Annotated in this window: 19 protein-coding genes; 5 read left to right on the top strand and 14 right to left on the bottom strand. The window is 65.9% G+C overall.

The genetic code is table 11. The features are described from left to right. Nucleotides 1–56 precede the first annotated feature (56 nt). The 3 genes from tcuA to tcuB all read left to right on the top strand — a co-directional run bounded on the left by tcuA (nt 57) and on the right by tcuB (nt 3,690). Nucleotides 57–1,457: an FAD-dependent tricarballylate dehydrogenase TcuA gene (gene tcuA / locus ACOIX3_RS03010; protein WP_420968333.1), complete on the top strand. Its 1,401-nt coding sequence runs from the start codon at nt 57–59 to the stop codon at nt 1,455–1,457. A gap of 24 nt (nt 1,458–1,481) precedes the next feature. Continuing rightward, nucleotides 1,482–2,516 carry an esterase gene (locus tag ACOIX3_RS03005; protein WP_420968332.1) on the top strand — a complete coding sequence of 345 codons (1,035 nt, stop codon included), beginning with the start codon at nt 1,482–1,484 and terminating at the stop codon, nt 2,514–2,516. A 70-nt stretch (nt 2,517–2,586) separates the two neighbouring features. Beyond that, complete coding sequence (gene tcuB, locus ACOIX3_RS03000) at nt 2,587–3,690, top strand: tricarballylate utilization 4Fe-4S protein TcuB (protein ID WP_420968331.1); 1,104 nt, start codon at nt 2,587–2,589, stop codon at nt 3,688–3,690. A 39-nt stretch (nt 3,691–3,729) separates the two neighbouring features. Here tcuB and ACOIX3_RS02995 read toward each other — a convergent pair whose 3' ends face one another. The 4 genes from ACOIX3_RS02995 to ACOIX3_RS02980 all read right to left on the bottom strand — a co-directional run bounded on the left by ACOIX3_RS02995 (nt 3,730) and on the right by ACOIX3_RS02980 (nt 6,953). Then, on the bottom strand, nt 3,730–4,236 hold the full coding sequence (locus ACOIX3_RS02995) for a class I SAM-dependent methyltransferase (protein ID WP_420968330.1): 507 nt from the start codon (nt 4,234–4,236) through the stop codon (nt 3,730–3,732). Between the two features lie 120 nt (nt 4,237–4,356). After that, entirely contained in the window at nt 4,357–4,770 is a 414-nt protein-coding gene (locus tag ACOIX3_RS02990; protein ID WP_016846808.1) for a Rieske (2Fe-2S) protein, read from the bottom strand. Beyond that, nucleotides 4,771–5,880 carry an amidohydrolase family protein gene (locus tag ACOIX3_RS02985; protein WP_420968329.1) on the bottom strand — a complete coding sequence of 370 codons (1,110 nt, stop codon included), beginning with the start codon at nt 5,878–5,880 and terminating at the stop codon, nt 4,771–4,773. It lies immediately after the preceding gene. Next, nucleotides 5,877–6,953, bottom strand: coding sequence for an amidohydrolase family protein (locus tag ACOIX3_RS02980; RefSeq protein ID WP_420968328.1), 1,077 nt, complete (start codon nt 6,951–6,953; stop codon nt 5,877–5,879). Before ACOIX3_RS02980 ends, ACOIX3_RS02985 begins: the two co-directional genes overlap by 4 nt. A 185-nt stretch (nt 6,954–7,138) precedes the next feature. Between ACOIX3_RS02980 and ACOIX3_RS02975 the strand changes: the two genes are divergently transcribed. Then, the gene (locus tag ACOIX3_RS02975; protein WP_420968327.1) at nt 7,139–7,621 is read left to right on the top strand and encodes a CinA family protein; all 483 of its coding nucleotides are present in this window, start codon (nt 7,139–7,141) and stop codon (nt 7,619–7,621) included. Nucleotides 7,622–7,896: 275 nt separating this feature from the next. On the opposite strand, the gene ACOIX3_RS02970 is transcribed toward ACOIX3_RS02975, so the two are convergent. The 3 genes from ACOIX3_RS02970 to ACOIX3_RS02960 all read right to left on the bottom strand — a co-directional run bounded on the left by ACOIX3_RS02970 (nt 7,897) and on the right by ACOIX3_RS02960 (nt 11,722). Next, complete coding sequence (locus ACOIX3_RS02970) at nt 7,897–9,219, bottom strand: HlyD family type I secretion periplasmic adaptor subunit (RefSeq protein ID WP_342709015.1); 1,323 nt, start codon at nt 9,217–9,219, stop codon at nt 7,897–7,899. Beyond that, nucleotides 9,216–10,967, bottom strand: a complete 1,752-nt coding sequence (locus ACOIX3_RS02965; protein WP_420968326.1) for a type I secretion system permease/ATPase — start codon at nt 10,965–10,967, stop codon at nt 9,216–9,218. Before ACOIX3_RS02965 ends, ACOIX3_RS02970 begins: the two co-directional genes overlap by 4 nt. 149 nt (nt 10,968–11,116) lie before the next feature. Continuing rightward, nucleotides 11,117–11,722, bottom strand: coding sequence for a hypothetical protein (locus ACOIX3_RS02960; protein ID WP_420968325.1), 606 nt, complete (start codon nt 11,720–11,722; stop codon nt 11,117–11,119). A gap of 300 nt (nt 11,723–12,022) precedes the next feature. Between ACOIX3_RS02960 and ACOIX3_RS02955 the strand changes: the two genes are divergently transcribed. Further along, a complete protein-coding gene (locus ACOIX3_RS02955) occupies nt 12,023–12,931 on the top strand; it encodes a LysR substrate-binding domain-containing protein (RefSeq protein ID WP_420968324.1) in 909 nt (302 codons plus the stop codon). On the opposite strand, the gene ACOIX3_RS02950 is transcribed toward ACOIX3_RS02955, so the two are convergent. The 7 genes from ACOIX3_RS02950 to ACOIX3_RS02920 all read right to left on the bottom strand — a co-directional run bounded on the left by ACOIX3_RS02950 (nt 12,928) and on the right by ACOIX3_RS02920 (nt 20,332). Then, nucleotides 12,928–13,905, bottom strand: a complete 978-nt coding sequence (locus tag ACOIX3_RS02950; protein ID WP_420968322.1) for an ABC transporter ATP-binding protein — start codon at nt 13,903–13,905, stop codon at nt 12,928–12,930. The two genes, ACOIX3_RS02955 and ACOIX3_RS02950, sit on opposite strands and share 4 nt — an antisense overlap. Beyond that, complete coding sequence (locus tag ACOIX3_RS02945) at nt 13,902–15,314, bottom strand: amidase (RefSeq protein ID WP_420968321.1); 1,413 nt, start codon at nt 15,312–15,314, stop codon at nt 13,902–13,904. The genes ACOIX3_RS02950 and ACOIX3_RS02945 overlap by 4 nt, the downstream gene beginning before the upstream one ends. Further along, entirely contained in the window at nt 15,311–15,502 is a 192-nt protein-coding gene (locus ACOIX3_RS02940) for a hypothetical protein (RefSeq protein WP_092119665.1), read from the bottom strand. Before ACOIX3_RS02940 ends, ACOIX3_RS02945 begins: the two co-directional genes overlap by 4 nt. After that, a complete protein-coding gene (locus ACOIX3_RS02935; protein ID WP_420968320.1) occupies nt 15,499–16,572 on the bottom strand; it encodes an ABC transporter ATP-binding protein in 1,074 nt (357 codons plus the stop codon). The genes ACOIX3_RS02940 and ACOIX3_RS02935 overlap by 4 nt, the downstream gene beginning before the upstream one ends. A gap of 3 nt (nt 16,573–16,575) precedes the next feature. Continuing rightward, complete coding sequence (locus ACOIX3_RS02930) at nt 16,576–17,463, bottom strand: ABC transporter permease (RefSeq protein ID WP_420968319.1); 888 nt, start codon at nt 17,461–17,463, stop codon at nt 16,576–16,578. A gap of 64 nt (nt 17,464–17,527) precedes the next feature. After that, entirely contained in the window at nt 17,528–18,481 is a 954-nt protein-coding gene (locus ACOIX3_RS02925) for an ABC transporter permease (RefSeq protein ID WP_176528672.1), read from the bottom strand. Between the two features lie 198 nt (nt 18,482–18,679). Next, complete coding sequence (locus ACOIX3_RS02920) at nt 18,680–20,332, bottom strand: ABC transporter substrate-binding protein (protein ID WP_420968318.1); 1,653 nt, start codon at nt 20,330–20,332, stop codon at nt 18,680–18,682. Nucleotides 20,333–20,401 lie beyond the last annotated feature (69 nt).

Below are 20,401 nucleotides of genomic sequence, written 5' to 3'. Positions count from 1 at the left end.
GCCGATCGCCTGCCCCGACATGTTGCTTTCCATGCCAACAACGATAACAAGAGCGCATGGTTGATCTGACGCGCAGGTTCGACGTGCTGGTGATCGGCGGCGGCAACGCCGCCCTCTGCGCTGCAATCAGCGCACGGCGCGCCGGTGCCTCCGTGCTGGTGCTGGAGGGCGCCCCGAAATTCTACCGCGGCGGCAACACCCGCCACACCCGCAACATGCGCTGCGCCCATGACGCGGCGACCGAGATCCTCACCGGTCCCTACACCGAGGAGGAGTTCTGGAAGGATTTGCTGCTGGTGACCGGCGGCCAGACCGACGAGGAACTGGCCCGCTTCATGATCCACGAGTCCAAGGACATCCTGAACTGGATCGTCGAACAGGGCGTGCGCTGGCAGCCCTCGCTCGGCGGCACGCTGAGCCTTGGCCGCACCAACTCGTTCTTCCTCGGCGGTGGCCGCGCGATGCTGAACGCGCTCTATCGCACCGCCGAGGAGCTCGGCGTCGACGTGCTCTACGATGCCGAGGTGATCGATCTGAAGATCGAGGACGGCATGTTCCTCTCGGCGCAGCTGAAGCAGCCGGTCGGCGGCAGGACCGAGGTGCGCGCCTCGACGCTGGTCGCGGCGGCCGGCGGCTTCGAGGCCAATATCGAGTGGCTGAAGGAATATTGGGGCGAGGCCGCCGACAATTTCCTGATCCGCGGCACACCCTATAACCGTGGCGCGATCCTGAAGATGCTGCTCGCCAAGGGCGTGCAGGAGATCGGCGATCCCACGCAATGCCATGCGGTGGCGATCGACGCGCGCGCGCCGAAATTCGACGGCGGCATCATCACCCGCCACGACTCGGTCGTGTTCGGCATCGTCGTCAACAAGCACGCCGAGCGTTTCTACGACGAGGGCGAGGACATCTGGCCGAAGCGTTACGCAATCTGGGGCCGCCTGGTCGCCGCCCAGCCGGACCAGATCGCCTACATCATCTTCGATTCGACCGTCGTGACGAGCTTCATGCCGACGCTGTTTCCGCCGATCGCGGGCGCGACGATTGCCGAGCTCGCCGGCAAGCTCGAGCTCGACGCGAGCGCGCTGGAAAAGACCATCACCGACTTCAACGCCGCGGTGCAGCCCGGCACGTTCGATCATACCATCCTCGACGACTGCCGTACCGAAGGCATCACGCCGGCGAAGACGCATTGGGCGCGCAAGATCGAGACGCCGCCTTATCTCGCCTATCCGGTGCGGCCCGGCATCACCTTCACCTATCTTGGCACCCGCGTGAACAAGCAGTCGCGGATGCTGATGAAGGACGGCAAGCCATCGGCCAACATGTTCGCCGCCGGCGAGATCATGGCCGGCAACGTGCTCGGCAAGGGCTACGCCGCCGGCATCGGCATGACCATCGGCAGCGTGTTCGGCCGCGTCGCCGGGCGAGAAGCGGCGAAGAATGCGCGGAATTGAACTTCGCTCGATCGGGGAGGAGCAATGTCACGCCTTGCGACGTTCGCCGCTGCGACGGCCCTGATGACATCGGCCGCGAGCCACGCCGCCGAGCCGATCGCGCTGCGCGACATGGGCTCGTTCCATGTCGGCGGCCGCCTCGTCGAGATCAGCGGCAAGCCGGTCAAGGACGTCACCTTCACGCCCGGCGGCGTGCCCGCAAAAGTCGATCCGAACGGCACCTACCAGGTCGAGCAGATGTACGTGCAGTACTTCCTGCCGCAAAACGAGAAGGGTGCCTATCCGCTGCTGCTGTGGCATGGCGGCGGCCTGACCGGCGTCACCTATGAAACGACGCCCGATGGCCGCGAGGGCTGGCTGAACTATTTCCTGCGCAAGGGCTGGAGCGTCTACAACTCGGACGCGGTCGAGCGCGGCCGCGCCGGCTGGGCGCAGTACCCTGATATCTTCAAGGGCGAGCCGGTGTTCCTCACCACAGCCAATCCGTTCGAGCGCTTTCGGATCGGCGACGGCCCCGGCTCCTACGATCCCGATCCGGCCAAGCGCCGCCTGATGCCCGGCAGCCAGTTCCCGAACGAAGGCTACGAGAATTTCGTCAAGCAGAACGTGCCGCGCTGGACCACCACCGATGACGCAACGATCGCGGCCTACATCGCCGAGATCGATCGCGTCGGCCCCTGCATCATCCTGTTCCACAGCCAGGCCGGCATGTTCGGCTTCAAGGTCGCGCAGGCGCGGCCCGACAAGGTCAAGGCGCTGATCGCGATCGAGCCGGCCGGCGTCGGCGATCCCGCCAAGGTCGACGCGCTGAAAAACATCCCGACGCTGATGGTCTATGGCGACTATATCGAGCGCGATTCGCGCTGGCCGAAGATCCGCGCCACCGGTGGCGCCTTCGCCGACGCCATCCGCGCCGCGGGCGGCAGCGTCGATGTGGTCGACCTGCCCAAGGCCGGCATCACAGGCAATTCGCACATGATGATGATGGACAAAAACAACGCCGAGGTCGCCAGCCTGATCCAGACATGGCTGGAAGGCAAAGGGCTGACGAAGAAGTAACGTAGCGTTTTCAAGCGAAGTGGGAACCGGTTCGCGTCAAGAAAACGCGTCAAACAAAGAGTCGGACAAGATGCACGGGACGAGGATCTTGCAGGAAGCCGACCGTCTGATGACGGTGTGCAATTCCTGCCGCTATTGCGAGGGCCTGTGCGCGGTGTTTCCCGCGATGGAGATGCGCCGGGCCTTCTCCGACGGCGACCTCAACTATCTCGCCAACCTGTGCCATGCCTGCGGTGCCTGCTACACCGACTGCCAGTTCTCGCCGCCGCACGAATTCAACGTCAATGTGCCGAAGACGCTGGCGGTGGCACGGGCGGAATCCTACGCTGCCTATGCTTGGCCGCGCGCATTTGCCGGCGCGTTCGCGCGCAACGGCCTCGTCATCAGCCTGATCGCGGCGCTCAGCGTCGCCGCCTTCATCTTCGGCTTCGCCGCGATCAACGACCGCGGCGTGCTCTATGGCATCCACACCGGGCCCGGCGCGTTCTACAAACTTATGCCGCATAATGCGATGGCGCTGCTGTTCGGCGCCGCCCTGCTCTACGCGATCCTCGCGCTGGTGATGGGCGTGCGGGCGTTCTGGCGCGATATCGGCGAGCCCGTCGGCATGAAGACCGACGCAAGATCACTGCTGCAGGCGGTCCGTGACGCCGGCGAGCTGCGCTACCTCGACGGTGGCGGTGTCGGCTGCTTCAACGAGGACGAACACCCGACCGACCGCCGCAAGCTGTATCACCACTTCACCTTCTACGGCTTCGTCCTGTGCTTCGCCGCGACCTGTGTCGGCACGCTTTACCATTATTTGCTGGCGCGCGAGGCACCCTATGCGTGGTGGGACCTGCCGGTCGTGCTCGGCACGCTCGGCGGCATCGGCCTCGCGGTCGGCCCGATCGGGCTCTTGTCAGAGAAATGGAAGCGCGACCGCGTGCTGGTCGACGAGCAGCAGATGGGCATGGACACCGCGTTCATCCTGATGCTGTTCCTGACCAGCGTCACCGGCCTTGCCCTGTTGCTTTGGCGCGAGAACGCCGCGATGGGGCCGCTGCTGGCGCTGCATCTCGGCGTGGTGTTCGCGCTGTTCATCACCATGCCCTACGGAAAATTCGTGCACGGCATCTACCGCTTCGTCGCGCTGGTGCGCTACGCGCGGGAACGGCAGATGATGGCGGAATAAACTGCAGGTGGGTTAGCTGCATCGAACCGCCCGACAAGCTCATCCTGCGCCAGGCTTCGTCGCCAGGACGCAAAACCACTCATCCGTCTCCACCAGGCGAGCGTTGGTGAAGCCAGCGGCCACAATCTTTTCCACGACCCCTCCCCTGGGCTGTCCGGAATAGGACGTGAAACCGAGCGCGATCCTGCCGCCTTGTTTCATCACCCGCCGTATCTCTCGTAACCCGGCCGCGCCGTCAGGCCAAACCTGCATCGAGTTGATCGCCAGCGCCCTGTCAAAGCTGTCTTCATCGAACGGCAGGCTCTCCGCCGAGCCGAGTCGCAACTCGACATGACCGTCCTGGATCGCGGCCTCGTTCCGGGCACGAGCTTGCTCGACCATCTCCTGTGACGCGTCGATGCCGGCAACGCGCCCTGCTGGCACCAATTTCGACAGACGTTGAATGACGACACCGGGTCCGAACCCCACTTCCAGCACATTCTCGTCCGGTTCGACTTCAAGAAGGTCCGTCACCCACGCGCCGCAGTCGGCGTTGGTACGCGCCATGATCACGCCGCCCAGCCTCCCCAGGAGGCCCCGAGGGCGGCCAAACGCGCGCAGGAAAATGCTTCGCATGACGCTCACGCAGTGCCATCTCCGGTGAACTGGATTCCGGGACGATCGCGGCTACAGATCCACCACCACGTAGTCGCTTTCGACCGCGACCTTGATGGTCTCGGCGACATACGGCCCCTTCACCACATTGGTGCCCGGCTCGACACTGACGGGATAGGCGCGCACGCGGAAGCGGCGCGGGTCGCAATAGGACTGGCCGGTGCGGATGTCGAACTCCCAGCCGTGCCAGGGACAGCGCAGGATCTCGCCGAGCTTGGTGTATTCGATCTCGCCGGGGTCGGACGACGAGGCGAGCCCGATCAGCGGCCCCTCGCACAACGCCGCGCCCTGGTGCGGGCAGCGGTTCAGCAGGCCGAAGAACTCGCCCTTGACGTTGAAGACGGCGATCGGCCGCCCGTCGATCTCAAGGAATTTTCGCGACCCCGGCGGCAGCTCGTCCACCGGGGCGATCACATGACGCGCCATCTATGAGATACCGTACAGCTGCTTCGCGTTGTCGAGATAGAACGCCTGGCGGTTGGCGTCGCTGACGCCGGCCGGCAGGACGCGCGACGGCTCGTCGTAATCCCAGTGCGGGTAATCGGTCGCGAACAGCAGCTTGTCCCAGCCGATCCACTCGATGGTCTGGAACAGATGGTCGCGGCTCTCCGGATCCTCCATCGGCTGCGTCGTCCACCAGATGTGATCGCGGATATACTCCGACGGCTTGCGCTTCAGATGCGGCACCTCGGCGTGCAGCCGCGCAAACACCTTGTCGAGCCGCCAGGCCAGCGACGGCGCCCAGCCGAACCCGGCCTCGACCATCACCATCTTCAGTTTCGGGAAGCGCTCGAACACGCCCTCGAGCACGAGGCTCGCCAGCGCGGTCTGCTGGCACTGCGAATGGCCGACCATCTCCTCGATGTAATAGCTCGGCCAGCCCGACGCGGTGATCGGGTTGCCGCCGAAGCCGAAGGCGTGCACGCCGATCGGAAGGCCGGCCTCCTGCGCCGCCTCATAGATCGGCCAGTAACGGCGCTGGCCGAGCGGCTCGACATTGCGGCTCAGCAGCAGCACCTGGACGAAATTCGCATCGCCTGCGCGCCTGCGGATTTCGGCCGCGGCCGACACGCCGTCCTCGTTGGCGACAACGACCGAGCCCTTCAGCCGCGAGTCCTTGCTGGTCCATTTCTCGATCTGCCAGTCGTTGATCGCCGCGCAGATCGCGGCGGCGAGATCCTGGTTACGGATGCCCTGCCCGGTGTTGAGCGGGTTGAGCACGCCGAGCGCGACATTGTTGGGATCAAGATGCTGCTTCTGCATGAAGGACAGCGATGAGCCCTGCGGGCCGCCTTCCGGCGGATAGGCATCGCGGCGCGAGGCATTGGGCTGCGCCTTCGGATAGGGCGGGCCTTCCATCATGCCCTGATAGGGATGGACGCCGAAGGTCTCGAGATGGCTGTGCCAGCGCTTGGCCAGATAAGGATGCAGTTCGTCCTTGGTCGCGCGTGCGGGATGAATGTCGCAATCGGCGATCGCGGTCTTGATGCCGGCTGACGCAGCCGCGTCGGGACGTTCCCGAATCTGGATGTTCATCGCACCGTCTCCTTCACCTGCAAGCGCGGATAGGTCGCATGCGGATTATCGATCATGATCTTGCGGACCAGATCCTGCGACAACCCCTTCGGCAGCACCTCGTCGCCGTCGAACTGCCAATGCGGGTAATCGGTCGAGAATAGGATCAATTCGTCCGACTGCATATGGTCGAACAGCCGGTTCAGGGTATCGCCGTCCGGCGGCGCGTCGACCGGCTGCAGCGAGAAGCGGATGTTGCTGCGCACAATCTCCAGCGGCGCGCGGTCGACCCACGGTGTTTCCATGCGCACGCCGCGCCAGAACTTGTGCAGCCGCCACAGGAACGGCGGCAGCCAGGTGAAGCCGGACTCCAGCATCACCATTTTCAGGTTCGGATGACGCGCGAACACGCCCTCGACGATCAGGCTGGTGAGCTGGGTCTGGAATGCCTGCGCCTGCGCGACATAATCCTCGATGTGATAGGAGCCCCAGCCGACCGAGGTCGGCGGATTGTGATAGGCGCTGCCGGCATGGATGCCGATCGGCAGGCCGAGCCGTTCGGCCGCGGCGTAGATCGGCCAGTAGTGACGCTTGCCGAGCGGCATGTCGCCCATCACGAGCATCAGCACCTGGACGAAGCGCTTGTCCTGCGCACAGCGCTCGATTTCGGCGACCGCCTTGTCGATGCTCTGCACGGGGATCACGATCGAGCCGCGCAGGCGGTCGTCCTTGTCCAGCCATTCTTTGGCCAGCCAGTCGTTCAGCGCGCGGCAGAACGCGTCGGCCATGTCCTCGGAGAACACCATCTGCACGCCATAGAGCGGATTGCAGATGCCGGTGGCGGTGCCGAACCGGTCGAGCGCCTGGCGCTGCATGTCGGCAAGGCTCGAACCGGGCTTGCCCTGGGCGGGACGCCAGTCCGGCCGCGAGGCGATCGGCGAATTGGTCGGATAGGATTGCGAGATCAGGTCGGTCATGCCGCGCGTCGTCACCTGGTCGCGCCAGTAGTCGTTCATGTACGGCAGCAGGCTGGTGAGGTGAGGCACGGCGGGATGCAGATCGCAATCCACGCCACCCGCGATCGGCAACGTCATGGTGTTTCCTCCGGCGCACGCTCTCACAACAACTTGTCGGGCGCCGCTTGGTTCTTGTCCGATATTCAATCAGGCCGGGCCGCGGTCCGCAACTCGGCAGAGGCCGGTGTGGTGTGCTAGGAAGGCAGAACGCCCCACGGGATTTTCATGGCAGTTTTCATGGCAAGCAACGAGAAAGAGCGCCGATGAACGCACTCATATACATCGCCGAGCAGGTCGCCGCGAAACTGATCGCGAACAAGCAGACGATTGCGGTCGCGGAATCCTCCACCGGCGGGCTGATCTCGGCATCGCTGCTCGCGGTGCCCGGCGCGTCGGCCTATTTCCTCGGCGGCGGCGTGATCTACACCCGCGATGCACGGCGCGCGCTGATGGACATTCCCGACGACACCATGCGCGGCCTCCGCTCGTCGTCGGAACCCTACGCGCAGTTGCTGGCGCGCCAGATCCGCGAGCGCCTTTCCACCGATTGGGGCTTGTCAGAGACCGGCGCCGCCGGCCCGACCGGCAACCGCTACGGCGATGCCGCCGGCCACAGTTGCATGGCGGTCGCAGGTCCCCGGCAACAGGTGGTCACGCTGGAGACTGCGAGCAGCGACCGGCAGGCCAACATGCAGGCGTTCGCGAAAGCGGCGCTCGAGCTGTTGTTGAAGAATCTGGCGCAATAGTTTTCCGCCGTCGTCCCGGGCAAGCGCAGCGCGACCCGGGACCCATAACCACCGATGCCACCGTTCAAGAACACTGCGGCCACTGCGTTGCGCCGCAAAGATCTGCGGTGGTTATGGGTCCCTGCTTTCGCAGGGACGACATGAGGAAAGAGCCCGCTCTGGCTAAGGGCCGTAGCCCGGATGAAGAGAAGCGCAATCCGGGGCAGCTGCATCCGCATCACTGTTCCCGGATTTCGCTGCGCTTCATCCGGGCTACGAGAGCTTCTGCGAAAGACTCACTTCTCACGGAACGAGCGCATGAACTGGTCGCTCAGCGGCTTCATCAGGTACGACATCATGGTGCGGTCGCCGGTCTGGACGAAGGCTTCCACCGGCATGCCGGGGATGATCTTCACCTCGCTGCCCAAGCGCGCGACTTCTTCGGGCGGCATCGAGACGCGGATCGTGTAGTAGCTCTGCCCGGTGCGCTGGTCGGTGTTGACGTCGGCGGAGACGCGGGTGACGACGCCGTTCAGCTCCGGCGTGGTGCGCTGGTTGAAGGCGGAGAGCCGCAGCACGGTCTTCTGTCCGACCTGGAGCTTGTCGATGTCCTGCGGATTGACCTTGGCCTCGACCGACAAGTCATCGGCCCTCGGCACGATCATCATGATGGCATCGCCCGCGGTGACGACGCCGCCGACCGTGTGGACGGTCGATTGCAGCACCACGCCGTCCTGCGGGGCGCGGATATCGATGCGGCGGAGCTGGTCCTCGGCGGTCACCTTGCGCTCGACGAACTCGCCGATCTTGTCGTTGGCCTCGCGCAGGTCCTTCGAGACCTCCGAGAGCATGTCCTTGTCGACCTGGATGATCTGCAGCTCGGTCTCTGTGATCTTGCCCTTGGCCTGGGCACGCGACGCAATGTACTGCGCGCGCTCGCCGGAGAGCCGCGCCGCGTCGCGCTCCAGCGTTGTGAGGCGGGTGAGCTGCACCAGATGCTGCTCATACAGCTGGCGGACGCCGACCAGCTCCTGCTGCACCAGCGCGATCTCCTTGTCCTTGGAGGTTTCCTGCGCCTGCAGGCCGGCGATTTCCTCGTTGAGCTGGGTGACGCGTTCGCGCAGCTGCGCCTTCTGGCCGGCGCGGCCGTTGACCCGGACCTCGAACAGCTTGGTTTCGTTCGCCATGATATCGCGGACGTCGGGATCCCGCGCCTGCTCGGTGAGCTGCGGCGGATACGCGATCTTGTCGAGGCCCTGCTGCTCGGCCTGCAGCCGGGCCGCCCGCGCATAGAGACCGTTCAGCGTCTTGACCACGATCGCAAGGCTCGCCTTCACGACGGTCTCGTCGAGACGCACGACGACGTCGCCCGCCTTGACCGTGTCGCCGTCGCGCGCCAGGATTTCGCCGACGACGCCGCCGGTCGGATGCTGCACCTTCTTGACGTTGGTATCGACCACCACCGAGCCCGGCGCGATCAGCGCGCCCGAGATCGGCACCGTCGCGGCCCAGCCGCCGACGCCGCCGCCCAGAACCAGGACCACGACGAGGCCGACCACGAGGTGCTTCCTGATCGAAGCATGTGCGTTGCGCGGCTGATCGGTCATGCGGTCGCTCATGACTTGGTCGCCCCAGCATCGGCGACGATCTTGATCGGCGTGGGCGCCGGCGGCGTGACGCGCTGCAGCACCTGCGCGAGCACGGTCTCCTTCGGCCCGAAGGTCTGCATGCGGCCGTCCTTGAGCACCAGCAGCTGGTCGACGCCCTCGATGCCGATCGGCCGGTGTGCGACCACGATGACGACGGCGCCCCGCTCGCGGGCGCCACGCACCGCACGGGTCAGCGCCTCGTCGCCTTCGCTGTCGAGATTGGAGTTCGGCTCGTCCAGCACGATCAGGAACGGATTGCCGTAGAGCGCGCGCGCCAGCGCGACGCGCTGCGCTTGACCGGCGGAAAGCGCAGTGCCCTGCTCGCCGACCTGGGTGTCGTAGCCCTCGCGCATCTTGATGATCATCTCATGCACGCCGGCCTCCTTGGCCGCCGCGATGATACCGTCGGACTTGGCGTCGGGATCGAACCGGCAGATGTTCTGCGCGACCGTGCCGGCGAACAGTTCGACGTCCTGCGGCAAATAGCCGACATGGCGTCCCAGTTGGTCCGACGACCACTGATCCAGCGCGGCACCGTCGAGCCGTACCTTGCCGCGCGCCGGCACCCAGACGCCGACCAGCGCCCGGATCAGCGACGACTTGCCGGAACCGCTCGGGCCGATCACGCCGACGCCGCTGCCGGCTTCGACGGCGAAGGTGACATCCTGCACAATGGGGCGCTGGTCGCCCGGCGCAACCATGGTCACCGCCTCGACCGAGAGTTTCTTCTGCGGCGCCTGCAGCAGCGTCTGCTCCGGCCGCGCCGGAATCTGCTGCAGCAGGCGGTTGAGGCGCTGCCAGCTCTGCCGCGCGGCGACGAAGCTCTTCCAATGCGCGATCGCGAGATCGACCGGCGCCAGCGCCCGCGCGCTCAGGATCGAACCGGCGATGATGATGCCGCCGGTGGCCTCCTGGTGGATCACGAGATAGGCACCGACCGCGAGCACGGCGGACTGCAGCATCATGCGCAGCACCTTGGCGACCGCACCGAGCCCGCCGCTCACGTCGCTCGCACGCTGGTTGCCGGACAGATATTCCTCGTTGGCTTCGTTCCAGCGCTTGTTCATCCGCCCGGCCATGCCCATCGCCACGAGCACTTCGGCGTTGCGGCGGCTGGAAGCGGCGAGATCGTTGCGCCGCGCCGCCAGCGACATCGCTTCCCTGGCCGGCGTGCGCGACATGTATTCGGTGATCAGCGTCAGCGTCACCAGGATGACGGCGCCGACCAGCGCCGTGACGCCGAGCAGCCAATGGAACGCGAAGCAGATCAACATGTAGAACGGCAGCCAGGGCAGGTCGAAGAACGCGCCGGGACCCATGCTGCCGAGGAAGGAACGCACATTGTCGAGGTCGCGCAACGGCTGCAGGCCCTCGCTGCGATTGCCGGCCATCAGCGGCAGCCGCACGATGGTGTCGAACACCCGCGCATTGAGCGCTTCGTCGAGCGAGGTGCCGACGCGGCCGAGGATCCGTCCGCGCAACAGATCGAGCACGCCCTGGGCCATGTAGAGGACCGCGGCGATGGCGACGAGGCCGACCAGGGTCGGAACGCTGCGGCTCGGCAGCACGCGGTCGTAGACCTGCAGCATGAACATCGAGCCTGTCAGGTACAACAGGTTGATCATGCAACTGATGAGGCCGACGCCGATGAAGGCACTGCGGCATGCGCGCAGCGCCTCAGCCAGTTCGGAACGCCGGACAGCGGGCGCGGCTGCCATAAAAACCGATCTCTGCAAAACAAAAGAGTTACGTGATCGCCACGTTGTACAGACGTTTGCGACCACCGTCCATTTCAAGTCGCGCGAACCAAAGCATGGTTTGCGACCTATTTTTGTGATCCCACAGACAGTTGACGGAATAATTAGGGTTAACCGGCCGCGGAACCTGGACCCGCAGCGGGTGCGCTTCTCGGAAAGGGCACGAGAATGACCGACATCGAGACCCGACCGATCTCGCCATCCACATCGAGCAATACCCCGCTGCCGACGCCAAGCCCGGCCTCCGGGCGCCAGCGGGCCTCGGCGCGAACGCCGACCCACTCGCCACGCGGTGGCCGGAACAGCTGCACCACGAGGTTCGGATTGGGGTCGGCCACCACATTCTGCACCGGGCGCGCGATGCCGTGGGTCCAGTCGGCCGGTCCGAGCACGCGCGCCAGCGGTCCGGCATCCGCGATCACGCTATGATGCATGCGAAACCAGGCGACATCGCCGCCGGCACGGGCTTCCATCGCGTCCATGAACCAGCTGCGGCCATGAACCGCGTGCGGGCTGCGCAACGGAAAGACCGTGGGATCCACCGGGTCGGCTGCGCCGCCGCCAAAACCGGGGATCTCGACCGCACGTTCGCGCGACAGCGTCACGCGCACCGTCGCACAGGGCTGCTCCGCGCCGGCCGGCCACAGCGTGTTGTCGACGACGCTGACCCGGCCGCCCTCGGTCACGACGGCGACTTGCGTGCGCAATTCCGCCATCGGCGTGGGCCGCAGGAACCAGGCTGACGCCGATATCGCGGTACCCCAGTTGCGCGGACCTGCATGGCCTCGACCTCGGCGGTCAACAGGCTTGCGACCGCGCCACCCTGCAGGCCTGCGAACGGCCCCGCCGCCAGCGCGGCGGGCTTCCAGTGATGCGGCGTGGCGAGCGGTTCGAAGATAGCCAAGGCTGATGAGATCTCCTGAGGTGAGCAGGATTGAGCGTAGGGGCAATCTGATCCAAGAATAGCCGCCATGACAAAAGGCCATTCATCACTTCAGGTGAACAGGATTCACCCATTGGATGCCCCGGATCCACGAGCCATCCCGCCGCTGCCGGCGCTGCTCGCCTTCGAGCGCGCGGCAACCCAGCTCAGCTTCCGCCGCGCCGCGCGCGACCTGTCGTTGAGCCCGTCGGCGATCAGCCACCAGATCCGCGGACTGGAGCAGCAGTTCGGCACCAAGCTGTTCGTCCGCGGCGCGCGCTCGGTGCGCCTGACCGCTGACGGCGAACGTTACCTTGCAAAGGTGTCGGCCGCGCTGGCGACGCTGCAGGAGGCAAGCCGCGACATGCTGCGGCAACGCGGCGAGGCCAGCGGTGAGCTGTGGATCAGCTCACTGCCGTTCTTCACCAGCGCCGTGCTGCTGCCGGCGCTGCCGGAGTTCAAGCGGAGGCATCCGCAACTGACGCTGCGGATCGAGGCCACGCACCAATATGCCGACTTCAACGGCTCGCGCGTCGATGTCGCGATCCGCTACGGGCGGGAACATGCGGCCGGGCTGAAGGTCGAGCCGCTGGTCCAGGTCAAGGGGTTGCCGGTCTGCACGCCGGCGATGGTCAAGGCGGGGCTTCGGAACCCTGCGGACTTATCGCGCGAGGTGCTGATCCATGTCACGACGCAACCGCGGGCGTGGCCGGCCTGGCTGAAGGAGGCCGGGCTGCCGCATCTCGCCCCGCGCGGGCATCTGTGGCTCGACAGCGTGCCGGCGATGCTGGAGGCCGCCGAACACGGGCTCGGCGTGGCGCTCGCAATGGCACCCCTGATCAAGACGCGGCCGGGCTTCGGCAAGCGGCTGGTGGCGCCGTTTGCGTTCGAGGCCGCGCATTACGAGACGATCTACCTGGTCTCCCGCACCGAGCAGGCGCGGGACAGGCGGATCGCGGCGGTGAGACGCTGGATTACCGACGCGGTCGCGCGGGCATCCTAACCCGCGGCGACTGCCGGTTCTGCGAGAACGCAGCGCGTCAGATGCCCGGGCGCGGTTTGCACGCTGGGCGGCAATCGTTCACTGCAGCGCGGCTCGGCGAATCTGCAGCGTGGCGCAAACGAGCAGCTGGCCGGCGCATGATCGAGCGAGGGCGGCGTGCCCGGGATGGTCTCGAGCCGCTGGCCGCGCATCGCGCCGTGAATAGTCGAGGCCAGCAGGCCCTTCGCATAGGGATGAACCGGCGTGCGCACGATATCGCGCAAGGCGCCCTGCTCCACGATCTGGCCGGCATACATCACCGCGACCCGATCGCAGATCTCGATCGCAACGCCGATGTCGTGGGTGACGAAGATGACGGACATCCCGAACTCGCGCTGCAGCTCGCGCAGCAGCAGCAGGATCTGGATCTGCACGGTGGCGTCGAGCGCGGTGGTCGGCTCGTCCGCCAGCAGGATCCTCGGCTTGCAGGCCAGCGCCAGCGCGATCATCGCACGCTGGCGCATGCCGCCCGACATCTCGTGCGGATAGGAATCGAGCCGCCGCTTCGCGGAGGGGATCCTCACCACTTCGAGCATTTCGAGCGCGCGCGCTGTGGCGTCGCGCTCGCTCTTGCCTTCGTGGCGCATCACCGTTTCCGCGATCTGGCGGCCGATGGTGTAGACCGGATCGAGCGCCAGCGCAGGCTCCTGGAAGATCATCGAGACGGTCTGGCCGCGGAATGCGGACAGCGCCTCGTCATCCATCGCCAGCACGTCCCGGCCAAGCACATTGACGCTGCCGGAAATCTGCGTGCGCTTCTTCGGCAACAGCCGCATCAGCGCGCGCAGCGTCACGCTCTTGCCCGAGCCGGACTCGCCGAGCAGCCCCAACACCTCGCCCTCGCCGAGCTGTAGGCTGAGATCGTTCACGGCATGGACCGTGCGATCTCCGGTGAAGCGGATGTTGAGGTTGTTGATCTCGACGAGATTGGTCATGCGAGCTTGGGGACCCTGGCGTGGAAGTCGGTCGCGCGCTGGAAGGCGGCGCCGATCCGGAGCAACACCGCTTCCTCGAAGGAGCGGCCGATCAGCTGCATGCCGACCGGCAGACCCGCCTTGGTGAAGCCCGAGGGGATCGAGAGCGACGGCAAGCCGAGATAGTTGACCGGGCGGGTGAACCGCGTCAGCCGCTGGATCACCGCTTCCGCGCCCGGACCGTTGCCGACATCGCTCTCGGCGATCGTCGGCGCCGGCACCGGCGAGGACGGCGCGATGACAGCATCGATCCCGCTGACCGCCGCGTTGTGCGCGGCGAGCGCGGGCCCGCGCCAGCGCATTGCTTCGAGATAGGTAACCGCGGGAATGGTGAGGCCGTTCTGCAGCCGCATCAGGACCTGCGCGCCGTAATCCTGCGGCCGCTCGATCATCCAGCGCTTGTGGTAGGCCGCGGCTTCGGCCGCGAGCACCAGTTGCGACGCGGCGCCGAGCTGGCGCTGATCCGGCAGCTCGACCTTGACGATCTCGGCGCCCTCCTTCTTCAGGGTCGCCACCGTCTCGTCGAGGACACGCGCCACTTCGGGATCGAGGTCGTCGACATAGAACGCCGTCGGGACGCCGATCCTGAGGCCCTTCAGTGTCTCTCTCGTTGCAGCCAGATAGTCGGGCACCGGCTGCGTCGACGCCGTCAGATCCTCGGGGTCGGCGCCAGCCATCAGGCCGAGCAGCAGCGCGCAGTCCTCCGCGGTCTGCGCCAGCGGACCGACGGTGTCGAGCGACTGCGACAGCGGCATTGCGCCGGCGCGGCTGACGCGGCCGACCGTCGTCTTGAGGCCAGTGACGCCGCAGAAATGCGCGGGCATCCGCACCGAGCCGCCGGTATCGGAACCGAGCGCGGCAAAGGTGAGCCTCGCCGCGACCGCCGAGCCCGAGCCCGACGACGAGCCGCCGGTGATGTGCGCGACATTCCAGGGATTGCGCACCGCGCCGTAATGCACGTTGTGGCCGGTCGGCCCATAGGCGAACTCGACCATCTGCAGCGAGCCGAGCCGGACCTGCCCGGCATCCTTCAGCCGCTGCAACGCCGTCGCGGTCGTCTTCGGCACGAAGTCGCGGCGGATCAGCGAGCCGCAGGTCACGACCTTGCCGGCCTCGTAATACATGTCCTTGTGCGCCAGCGGCACGCCGTGTAGCGGGCCTCGGCTGTTGCCCTTGGCGAGCGCGGCATCGGCCTCGGTGGCGGCGGCAAGCGCCTGTTCGGATTCGATCGCCATATAGGCGTTGAGGCGCGGCTGCCACTCGGCAATGCGATGCAGCACAGCGCGCGTCACCTCGTGCGAGGAGACTTTCTTGTCGGCAATCGCCTTGGCGACCGCGGTCAGCGTCATCAGGGCCGGATCAGAGCTCATTTCGACACCTTCTGCGCCAGCAGGAAGCTCGCGGGTTCGAGATCGAACGGCAACGTGCCGGAGATCGGCGCGAAGCCGTCGAACGCCGGGCCGATCGAGTTGGCGATGCGGGTGGCGACATCGTCATCGGCAGGCACGTCGGCGACGTGCGCGATCACCTTGACGTCCTTGGGGGTTGGTCTGGTCATGCCGCGTTTTCTCCTTTTGCTTTTGCCGGCGCGCGGCTGTGCCCCGAGCCAGCAATGGCCATGTAGCACGCCGCTTGATGGCCCATTGTATCGAGATCGCTGAGTTTTGGCGTGTCGTTTGCGCAGAGCGGCTCCGCAAACGGACAACGGGTGTGGAAGCGACAACCGGCCGGCGGATCGATCGGATTGGGCGGATCGCCCGAGATCGGCGGCACTTCGGTGCGCCTGTCGGGATCGGATGACGGCATCGCCGCCAGCAACGCGCGGGTATAGGGATGCGCCGGTGCGTCCCAGACCGCGTCGACCGGACCGAGCTCGACGACCTCGCCGAGATACATCACAAGCACGCGATCGGAGATGTAGCGGACCACGTTGAGATCGTGGCTGATGAACAGATAAGTCAGGCCGAATTCGCGCTTCAGATCGGCGAGCAGATTGAGCACCTGCGCCTCAACCGATTTGTCGAGCGCGGAAACCGCCTCGTCGAGGATCACGAGCCGCGGCGACAGCGCGAGCGCGCGGGCGATGTTGACGCGCTGGCGCTGGCCGCCGGACACTTCGTGTGGATAGCGGTTGGCGAAGATCTCCGGCCGTAAGCCCACCTTGCCGAGCAGTTCGCGCGCCAGCGTCCGCGCCGTGTCGTCGGCCATGCCGTGGACTTTTGGTCCGAAGGCGATCGACTCCTCGATGGTGAGGCGCGGGTTGAGCGAGGCGTAGCTGTCCTGGAACACCATCTGCACGCCGCGCCGCAATTCGCGCAGCGAGAGCGCCGGGCCGACCTGCCGGCCGTCAAAGATGATGTCGCCGGCATCGCGCGCCATCAGGTGCATCAACAGCCGCGCGGTGGTCGACTTGCCGCAGCCGGATTCACCGACAATGCCGACGGTCTCACCCTTCATGACCGCGAAGCTGACGTCGTCGACGGCACGCACGGTCTTGCGCGGGCTGAACAGCCCGCCGCGCACCGGGAAGTGCTTGGTCAACCCCTTGACCTGCAGCAGCGGCTGCGCTGCGCCGCCGATATCGGCGACCGGCTCCAGCATATCGACGGAGAGATTGGCCTCGCTCATGCTCTAATTCCTGATGTCCATGGCGCTGCGCATGCCGTCGCTGAGCAGATTGAAGCAGATCGAGACCGCGAAGATCATCGCGCCCGGCAGCGCTGCGACCCATGGATTGACATAGATCGCGGTGCGCAGCGTGTTCAGCATCAAGCCCCATTCCGGCTCCGGCGGCTTGGTGCCGAGCCCGAGGAAGGAGAGACCGGCGGCCAGGATCATCGACACCGAGATCAGGCCGGTGGCGTAGACGAAGATCGGGCCGAGCACATTGCCGAGCATGTGCACGCGCATGATGGTGAAAGGACCGGCGCCGGATGCGCGCGCCGCCTCAACGAAATCCATGTTGCGGACACCGGTGGTGACGCTTTCGGCGACGCGGGTGATCTGCGGCACGAACACGATGGTCAGCGACACGATCGAATTGGTTATGCCGGCGCCGAGCGCACCCGAGATCGCGATCGCCAGCAACACCGACGGGAAGGCGTAGAACACGTCGACGGTGCGCATGATCGCGGTGTTGAGCTTGCCGCCGACATAACCGGCGACGAGGCCGAGCGAGGTGCCGATCATGAAGGCGAGGATCACCGGCAGGATGCCGATGACCAGCGATAACCGTCCGCCATAGATCAGCCGCGCCAGCATATCGCGGCCGAGCTCGTCGGTGCCGAGCGGATAGCCCGGCGTGCCGATGTGGCGGAGACGACGGATCATCGAGCCCTGATAGGGATCGGCGAGATGCAGCCATGGTGCCAGCAGCGCGGAGGCGAAGATCAGCACCAGGATGGTGGCGCAGGCCATGCTGACCTTGTCGCGCCTGATGCGGCGCCCAACCGTCGCCCAGTAGCCGCGTGCCTTGGTCGCGGGCGCGGCCTGCAATGCAGTATCTGACATCGCGCTCATGCGCTGGCTCTTTGTTGGAGCATGATCTTGTCGGAAAACCGGTCCCCACTTTTCCGGATCATGCTCAGCTCCGCTTGATGCGCGGATCGATCGCGGCCTGCGCGATGTCGACCAGGAGATTGAGCAGCACGAAGAACAGCGCCAGCACCAGGATCGTGCCCTGCAGCAGCGGCAGATCGCGCTGGAAGATCGCCGAGTTCAGCAGGAGCCCCGAGCCCGGCCACGAGAACACGGTCTCGATCAGGATCGAGCCGCCGAGCATGTAACCGAGCTGCAAGCCCATCACCGCAAGCGCGGTCGGCGCCGCGTTCTTGATGACGTGACGAAATACGCCGGTCTCGCGCAGGCCCTTGGCGCGCAGCGCCTCGACAAAATCCTGGCTCAGGATGTCGCCGGTCAGCGCGCGCACCGTGCGGGTGACGATACCCATCGGGATCACCGAGGTGGTGATCGCCGGCAGCACCAGATAGCGCAGATGCTCCCAGTCCCACGCCCAGGCGCCGGAGCCACCGGGACCGGCGCCGACCGCAGGCAGCCAGTTGAGCTGCACCGAGAAGATGATGACCAGCACCATGCCGAGCCAGTAATGCGGCAGCGAGACGCCGGCGATGGCAACCGACGTCGCGACCTTGTCGACCCAGGTGTCGCGGAAATAGCCGGCGATCAACCCGAACAGCAGGCCGAGCGTGAAGCCGATCATCGCGGCCGCAATCGCCAGCATCACGGTGTTGCCGACCGCGCGCATCACCTCCGACAGCACCGGCCGCCCGGTGGCGATCGAATTGCCGAGATCGCCATGGATCGCGCGCCACAGCCACAGGCCAAACTGCACCGGCAATGGACGATCGAAGCCGTAGGCGCTTCGCAACTGCGCGGCGAGCTCCTGCGAGGCATCGGCCGGCAACACCGCGACCAAGGGGTCGCCGGGCGTAATGTGCACCAAGAGGAAGCACACCAGCGCAACGCTGAGCACGATCGGAATGACGTAGACGATCCGTCTGGACGTATAGGCGAGCACGTTGGGTTCTTTCTTCCTTCTCCCCTTGTGGGAGAAGGTGGCGCGCAGAGCGCGCCGGATGAGGGGTTCTATCCGCGGATAACGTCATTTTGGATCGGAGAGGAGCGTCCGCGGAGACACCCCCTCACCCGGCTTCGCTGTCGCGAAGCCACCCTCTCCCACAAGGGGAGAGGGTGCACCGAGTATGTCGCTAACCCGTCACGGCACGACCGAGACCGGCGAGAAGTCGACGAACCAGCTCTTCGGCTGCACGAAGCCCTTGACCTTCGGGCTCATCGCGCGCGGCGCAACGTCGTGAGCGACGTACAGGAACGCCGCATCGTCGACCGAGGCCGCGTGCAGTTCGGCGAGCGCAGCGTCGCGCGCCGCCGGTTCGAAGGTCTGGCGAGCCTTCTTCACCAGCTCATCGAACTTCGGATTGTCGATGAAGCCCCAATTGTTCGAGACCGGCGGCGCCATGCCCGATTGCAGGAAGCGCACCAGCGCGAAGAACGGATCCATCGCCGCATAGGTGACGTTGGTCGCGTTCGATCCGTTGGCCGACGGATCCTTGGCGCCGCGCCGCCAGTTGGTGAACAGCGTATTCCACTCGATGACGTCGAGCTGCACATCGAAGTAGCACTCGGCCAGAGCCTGTTGCAGATACTCGTTCATCGGCAGCGGCAGCATCTGGCCCGAGCCCGACGCCGAGGTCTGGATCTTGACCGTCAGCTTCTTGTTCGGACCGAAGCCGGCCTCCTGCATCAGCTTCTGCGCGGCCGGCTTGTCGTACTTGATCTGGAAGGTCGGGTTGCCGCGCCAGGGATGGCCGGGCTCGAACGTGCCGGTGGCCGGCACCATCAGCCCCGCGAGCAGGCCGTCACGCAGCCCTTCGCGATCGACGCAGAGGTTGGCGGCCTTGCGGACCCGGATGTCGTTCCACGGCGAACCCTCGACGCGGGAGAACTGCCACGGCCAGACATGCGGCTCCTCGTTGGAATACAGATTGAAACCACGCTGCTTGATCTCGGGCAGTGCGTCGGGCGCCGGCGCCTCGATCCAGTTGACCTGCCCCGACAGTAGCGCCGCGGTGCGCGCGTTGGCCTCGGGCATCGGCAACAGCACCATCTTGTCGGTCTTCGGCACGCGGGCCTTGTCCCAGTAGTTCTCGTTCTTCACCAGCTCGAGCCGCTCGCGCGGGGTGAAGCTCGACATCTTCCACGGGCCGGTGCCCGACGCGTCCTTGGCGAACGCGGCCCATGCGGCCTGCGACTTCGCCTTGGCGTCGGCGCCTTCGGCCTTGTCGTAGAATTTCTGCCACTTGGCCGGGCTCGCCATGAACAAATTGGTGAGGTTGATCGGCAGAAAGCTGTCCGGCTCCTTGGTGGTCAGCTCCACCGTCATGTCGTCGATCTTGCGCGCCGAGACCAAGGTCGGCATGCGCGAGGCGGTGACGCCGACCTGGCTCGCATCGTATTGCGGCGCGTCCTGCTTCAGCACCTTGTCGACGTTCCAGACCACGGCGTCGGCATTGAACAGTGAGCCGTCGTGAAAGCTGACGCCGGGACGCAGCTTGAAGACCCACTTGGTCTTGTCGGCATCGTCGACCTTCCACTCGGTGGCGAGGCCCGGGATCAGCGCGCTCGCCTTGTCCGACGACGACAGGTCCCACATCGTCAGCGCGTCATACATCGTGAGCCCGGTGAAGCGATTGCCCTCAAAACCCTGGTCGGGCTGCCCGAGCGTGCGCGGAATATCGGCAGCCGTCATGCCAATGCGCAGCACGGTCTCGGCGCTGGCGATCGCCGGCACACAATTGGCGATCGCAAGCGCCAGCATGATCGCCGTCGCATTGGTCTTCCTGTTACGCATCTGAGCAACCCCTTCGAAGTCTGGTGACGTTTTAGTGATTATTTCTTGAGCAAGCGTATGCAATGCCTG

The organism is Bradyrhizobium sp. B120, assembly GCF_049075665.1.
Classification (GTDB): domain Bacteria; phylum Pseudomonadota; class Alphaproteobacteria; order Rhizobiales; family Xanthobacteraceae; genus Bradyrhizobium.
Note: the sequence above shows the minus strand (reverse complement) of the source record. Positions and strands in the feature narration are given on the sequence as shown.

What these genes read in the sequence shown, in the direction of transcription:
- ACOIX3_RS02985 (WP_420968329.1), bottom strand. Translation starts at nt 5,880, where the DNA reads ATGAACATCCAGATTCGGGAACGTCCCGACGCGGCTGCGTCAGCCGGC.
- ACOIX3_RS02970 (WP_342709015.1), bottom strand. Translation starts at nt 9,219, where the DNA reads ATGAGCGACCGCATGACCGATCAGCCGCGCAACGCACATGCTTCGATC.
- tcuA (WP_420968333.1), top strand. Translation starts at nt 57, where the DNA reads ATGGTTGATCTGACGCGCAGGTTCGACGTGCTGGTGATCGGCGGCGGC.
- ACOIX3_RS02930 (WP_420968319.1), bottom strand. Translation starts at nt 17,463, where the DNA reads ATGAGCGCGATGTCAGATACTGCATTGCAGGCCGCGCCCGCGACCAAG.
- ACOIX3_RS02980 (WP_420968328.1), bottom strand. Translation starts at nt 6,953, where the DNA reads ATGACGTTGCCGATCGCGGGTGGCGTGGATTGCGATCTGCATCCCGCC.
- ACOIX3_RS02965 (WP_420968326.1), bottom strand. Translation starts at nt 10,967, where the DNA reads ATGGCAGCCGCGCCCGCTGTCCGGCGTTCCGAACTGGCTGAGGCGCTG.
- ACOIX3_RS02995 (WP_420968330.1), bottom strand. Translation starts at nt 4,236, where the DNA reads ATGGCGCGTACCAACGCCGACTGCGGCGCGTGGGTGACGGACCTTCTT.
- ACOIX3_RS02935 (WP_420968320.1), bottom strand. Translation starts at nt 16,572, where the DNA reads ATGAGCGAGGCCAATCTCTCCGTCGATATGCTGGAGCCGGTCGCCGAT.
- ACOIX3_RS02920 (WP_420968318.1), bottom strand. Translation starts at nt 20,332, where the DNA reads ATGCGTAACAGGAAGACCAATGCGACGGCGATCATGCTGGCGCTTGCG.
- ACOIX3_RS02940 (WP_092119665.1), bottom strand. Translation starts at nt 15,502, where the DNA reads ATGACCAGACCAACCCCCAAGGACGTCAAGGTGATCGCGCACGTCGCC.
- tcuB (WP_420968331.1), top strand. Translation starts at nt 2,587, where the DNA reads ATGCACGGGACGAGGATCTTGCAGGAAGCCGACCGTCTGATGACGGTG.
- ACOIX3_RS02990 (WP_016846808.1), bottom strand. Translation starts at nt 4,770, where the DNA reads ATGGCGCGTCATGTGATCGCCCCGGTGGACGAGCTGCCGCCGGGGTCG.
- ACOIX3_RS02950 (WP_420968322.1), bottom strand. Translation starts at nt 13,905, where the DNA reads ATGACCAATCTCGTCGAGATCAACAACCTCAACATCCGCTTCACCGGA.
- ACOIX3_RS02975 (WP_420968327.1), top strand. Translation starts at nt 7,139, where the DNA reads ATGAACGCACTCATATACATCGCCGAGCAGGTCGCCGCGAAACTGATC.
- ACOIX3_RS02945 (WP_420968321.1), bottom strand. Translation starts at nt 15,314, where the DNA reads ATGAGCTCTGATCCGGCCCTGATGACGCTGACCGCGGTCGCCAAGGCG.
- ACOIX3_RS03005 (WP_420968332.1), top strand. Translation starts at nt 1,482, where the DNA reads ATGTCACGCCTTGCGACGTTCGCCGCTGCGACGGCCCTGATGACATCG.
- ACOIX3_RS02960 (WP_420968325.1), bottom strand. Translation starts at nt 11,722, where the DNA reads ATGGCGGAATTGCGCACGCAAGTCGCCGTCGTGACCGAGGGCGGCCGG.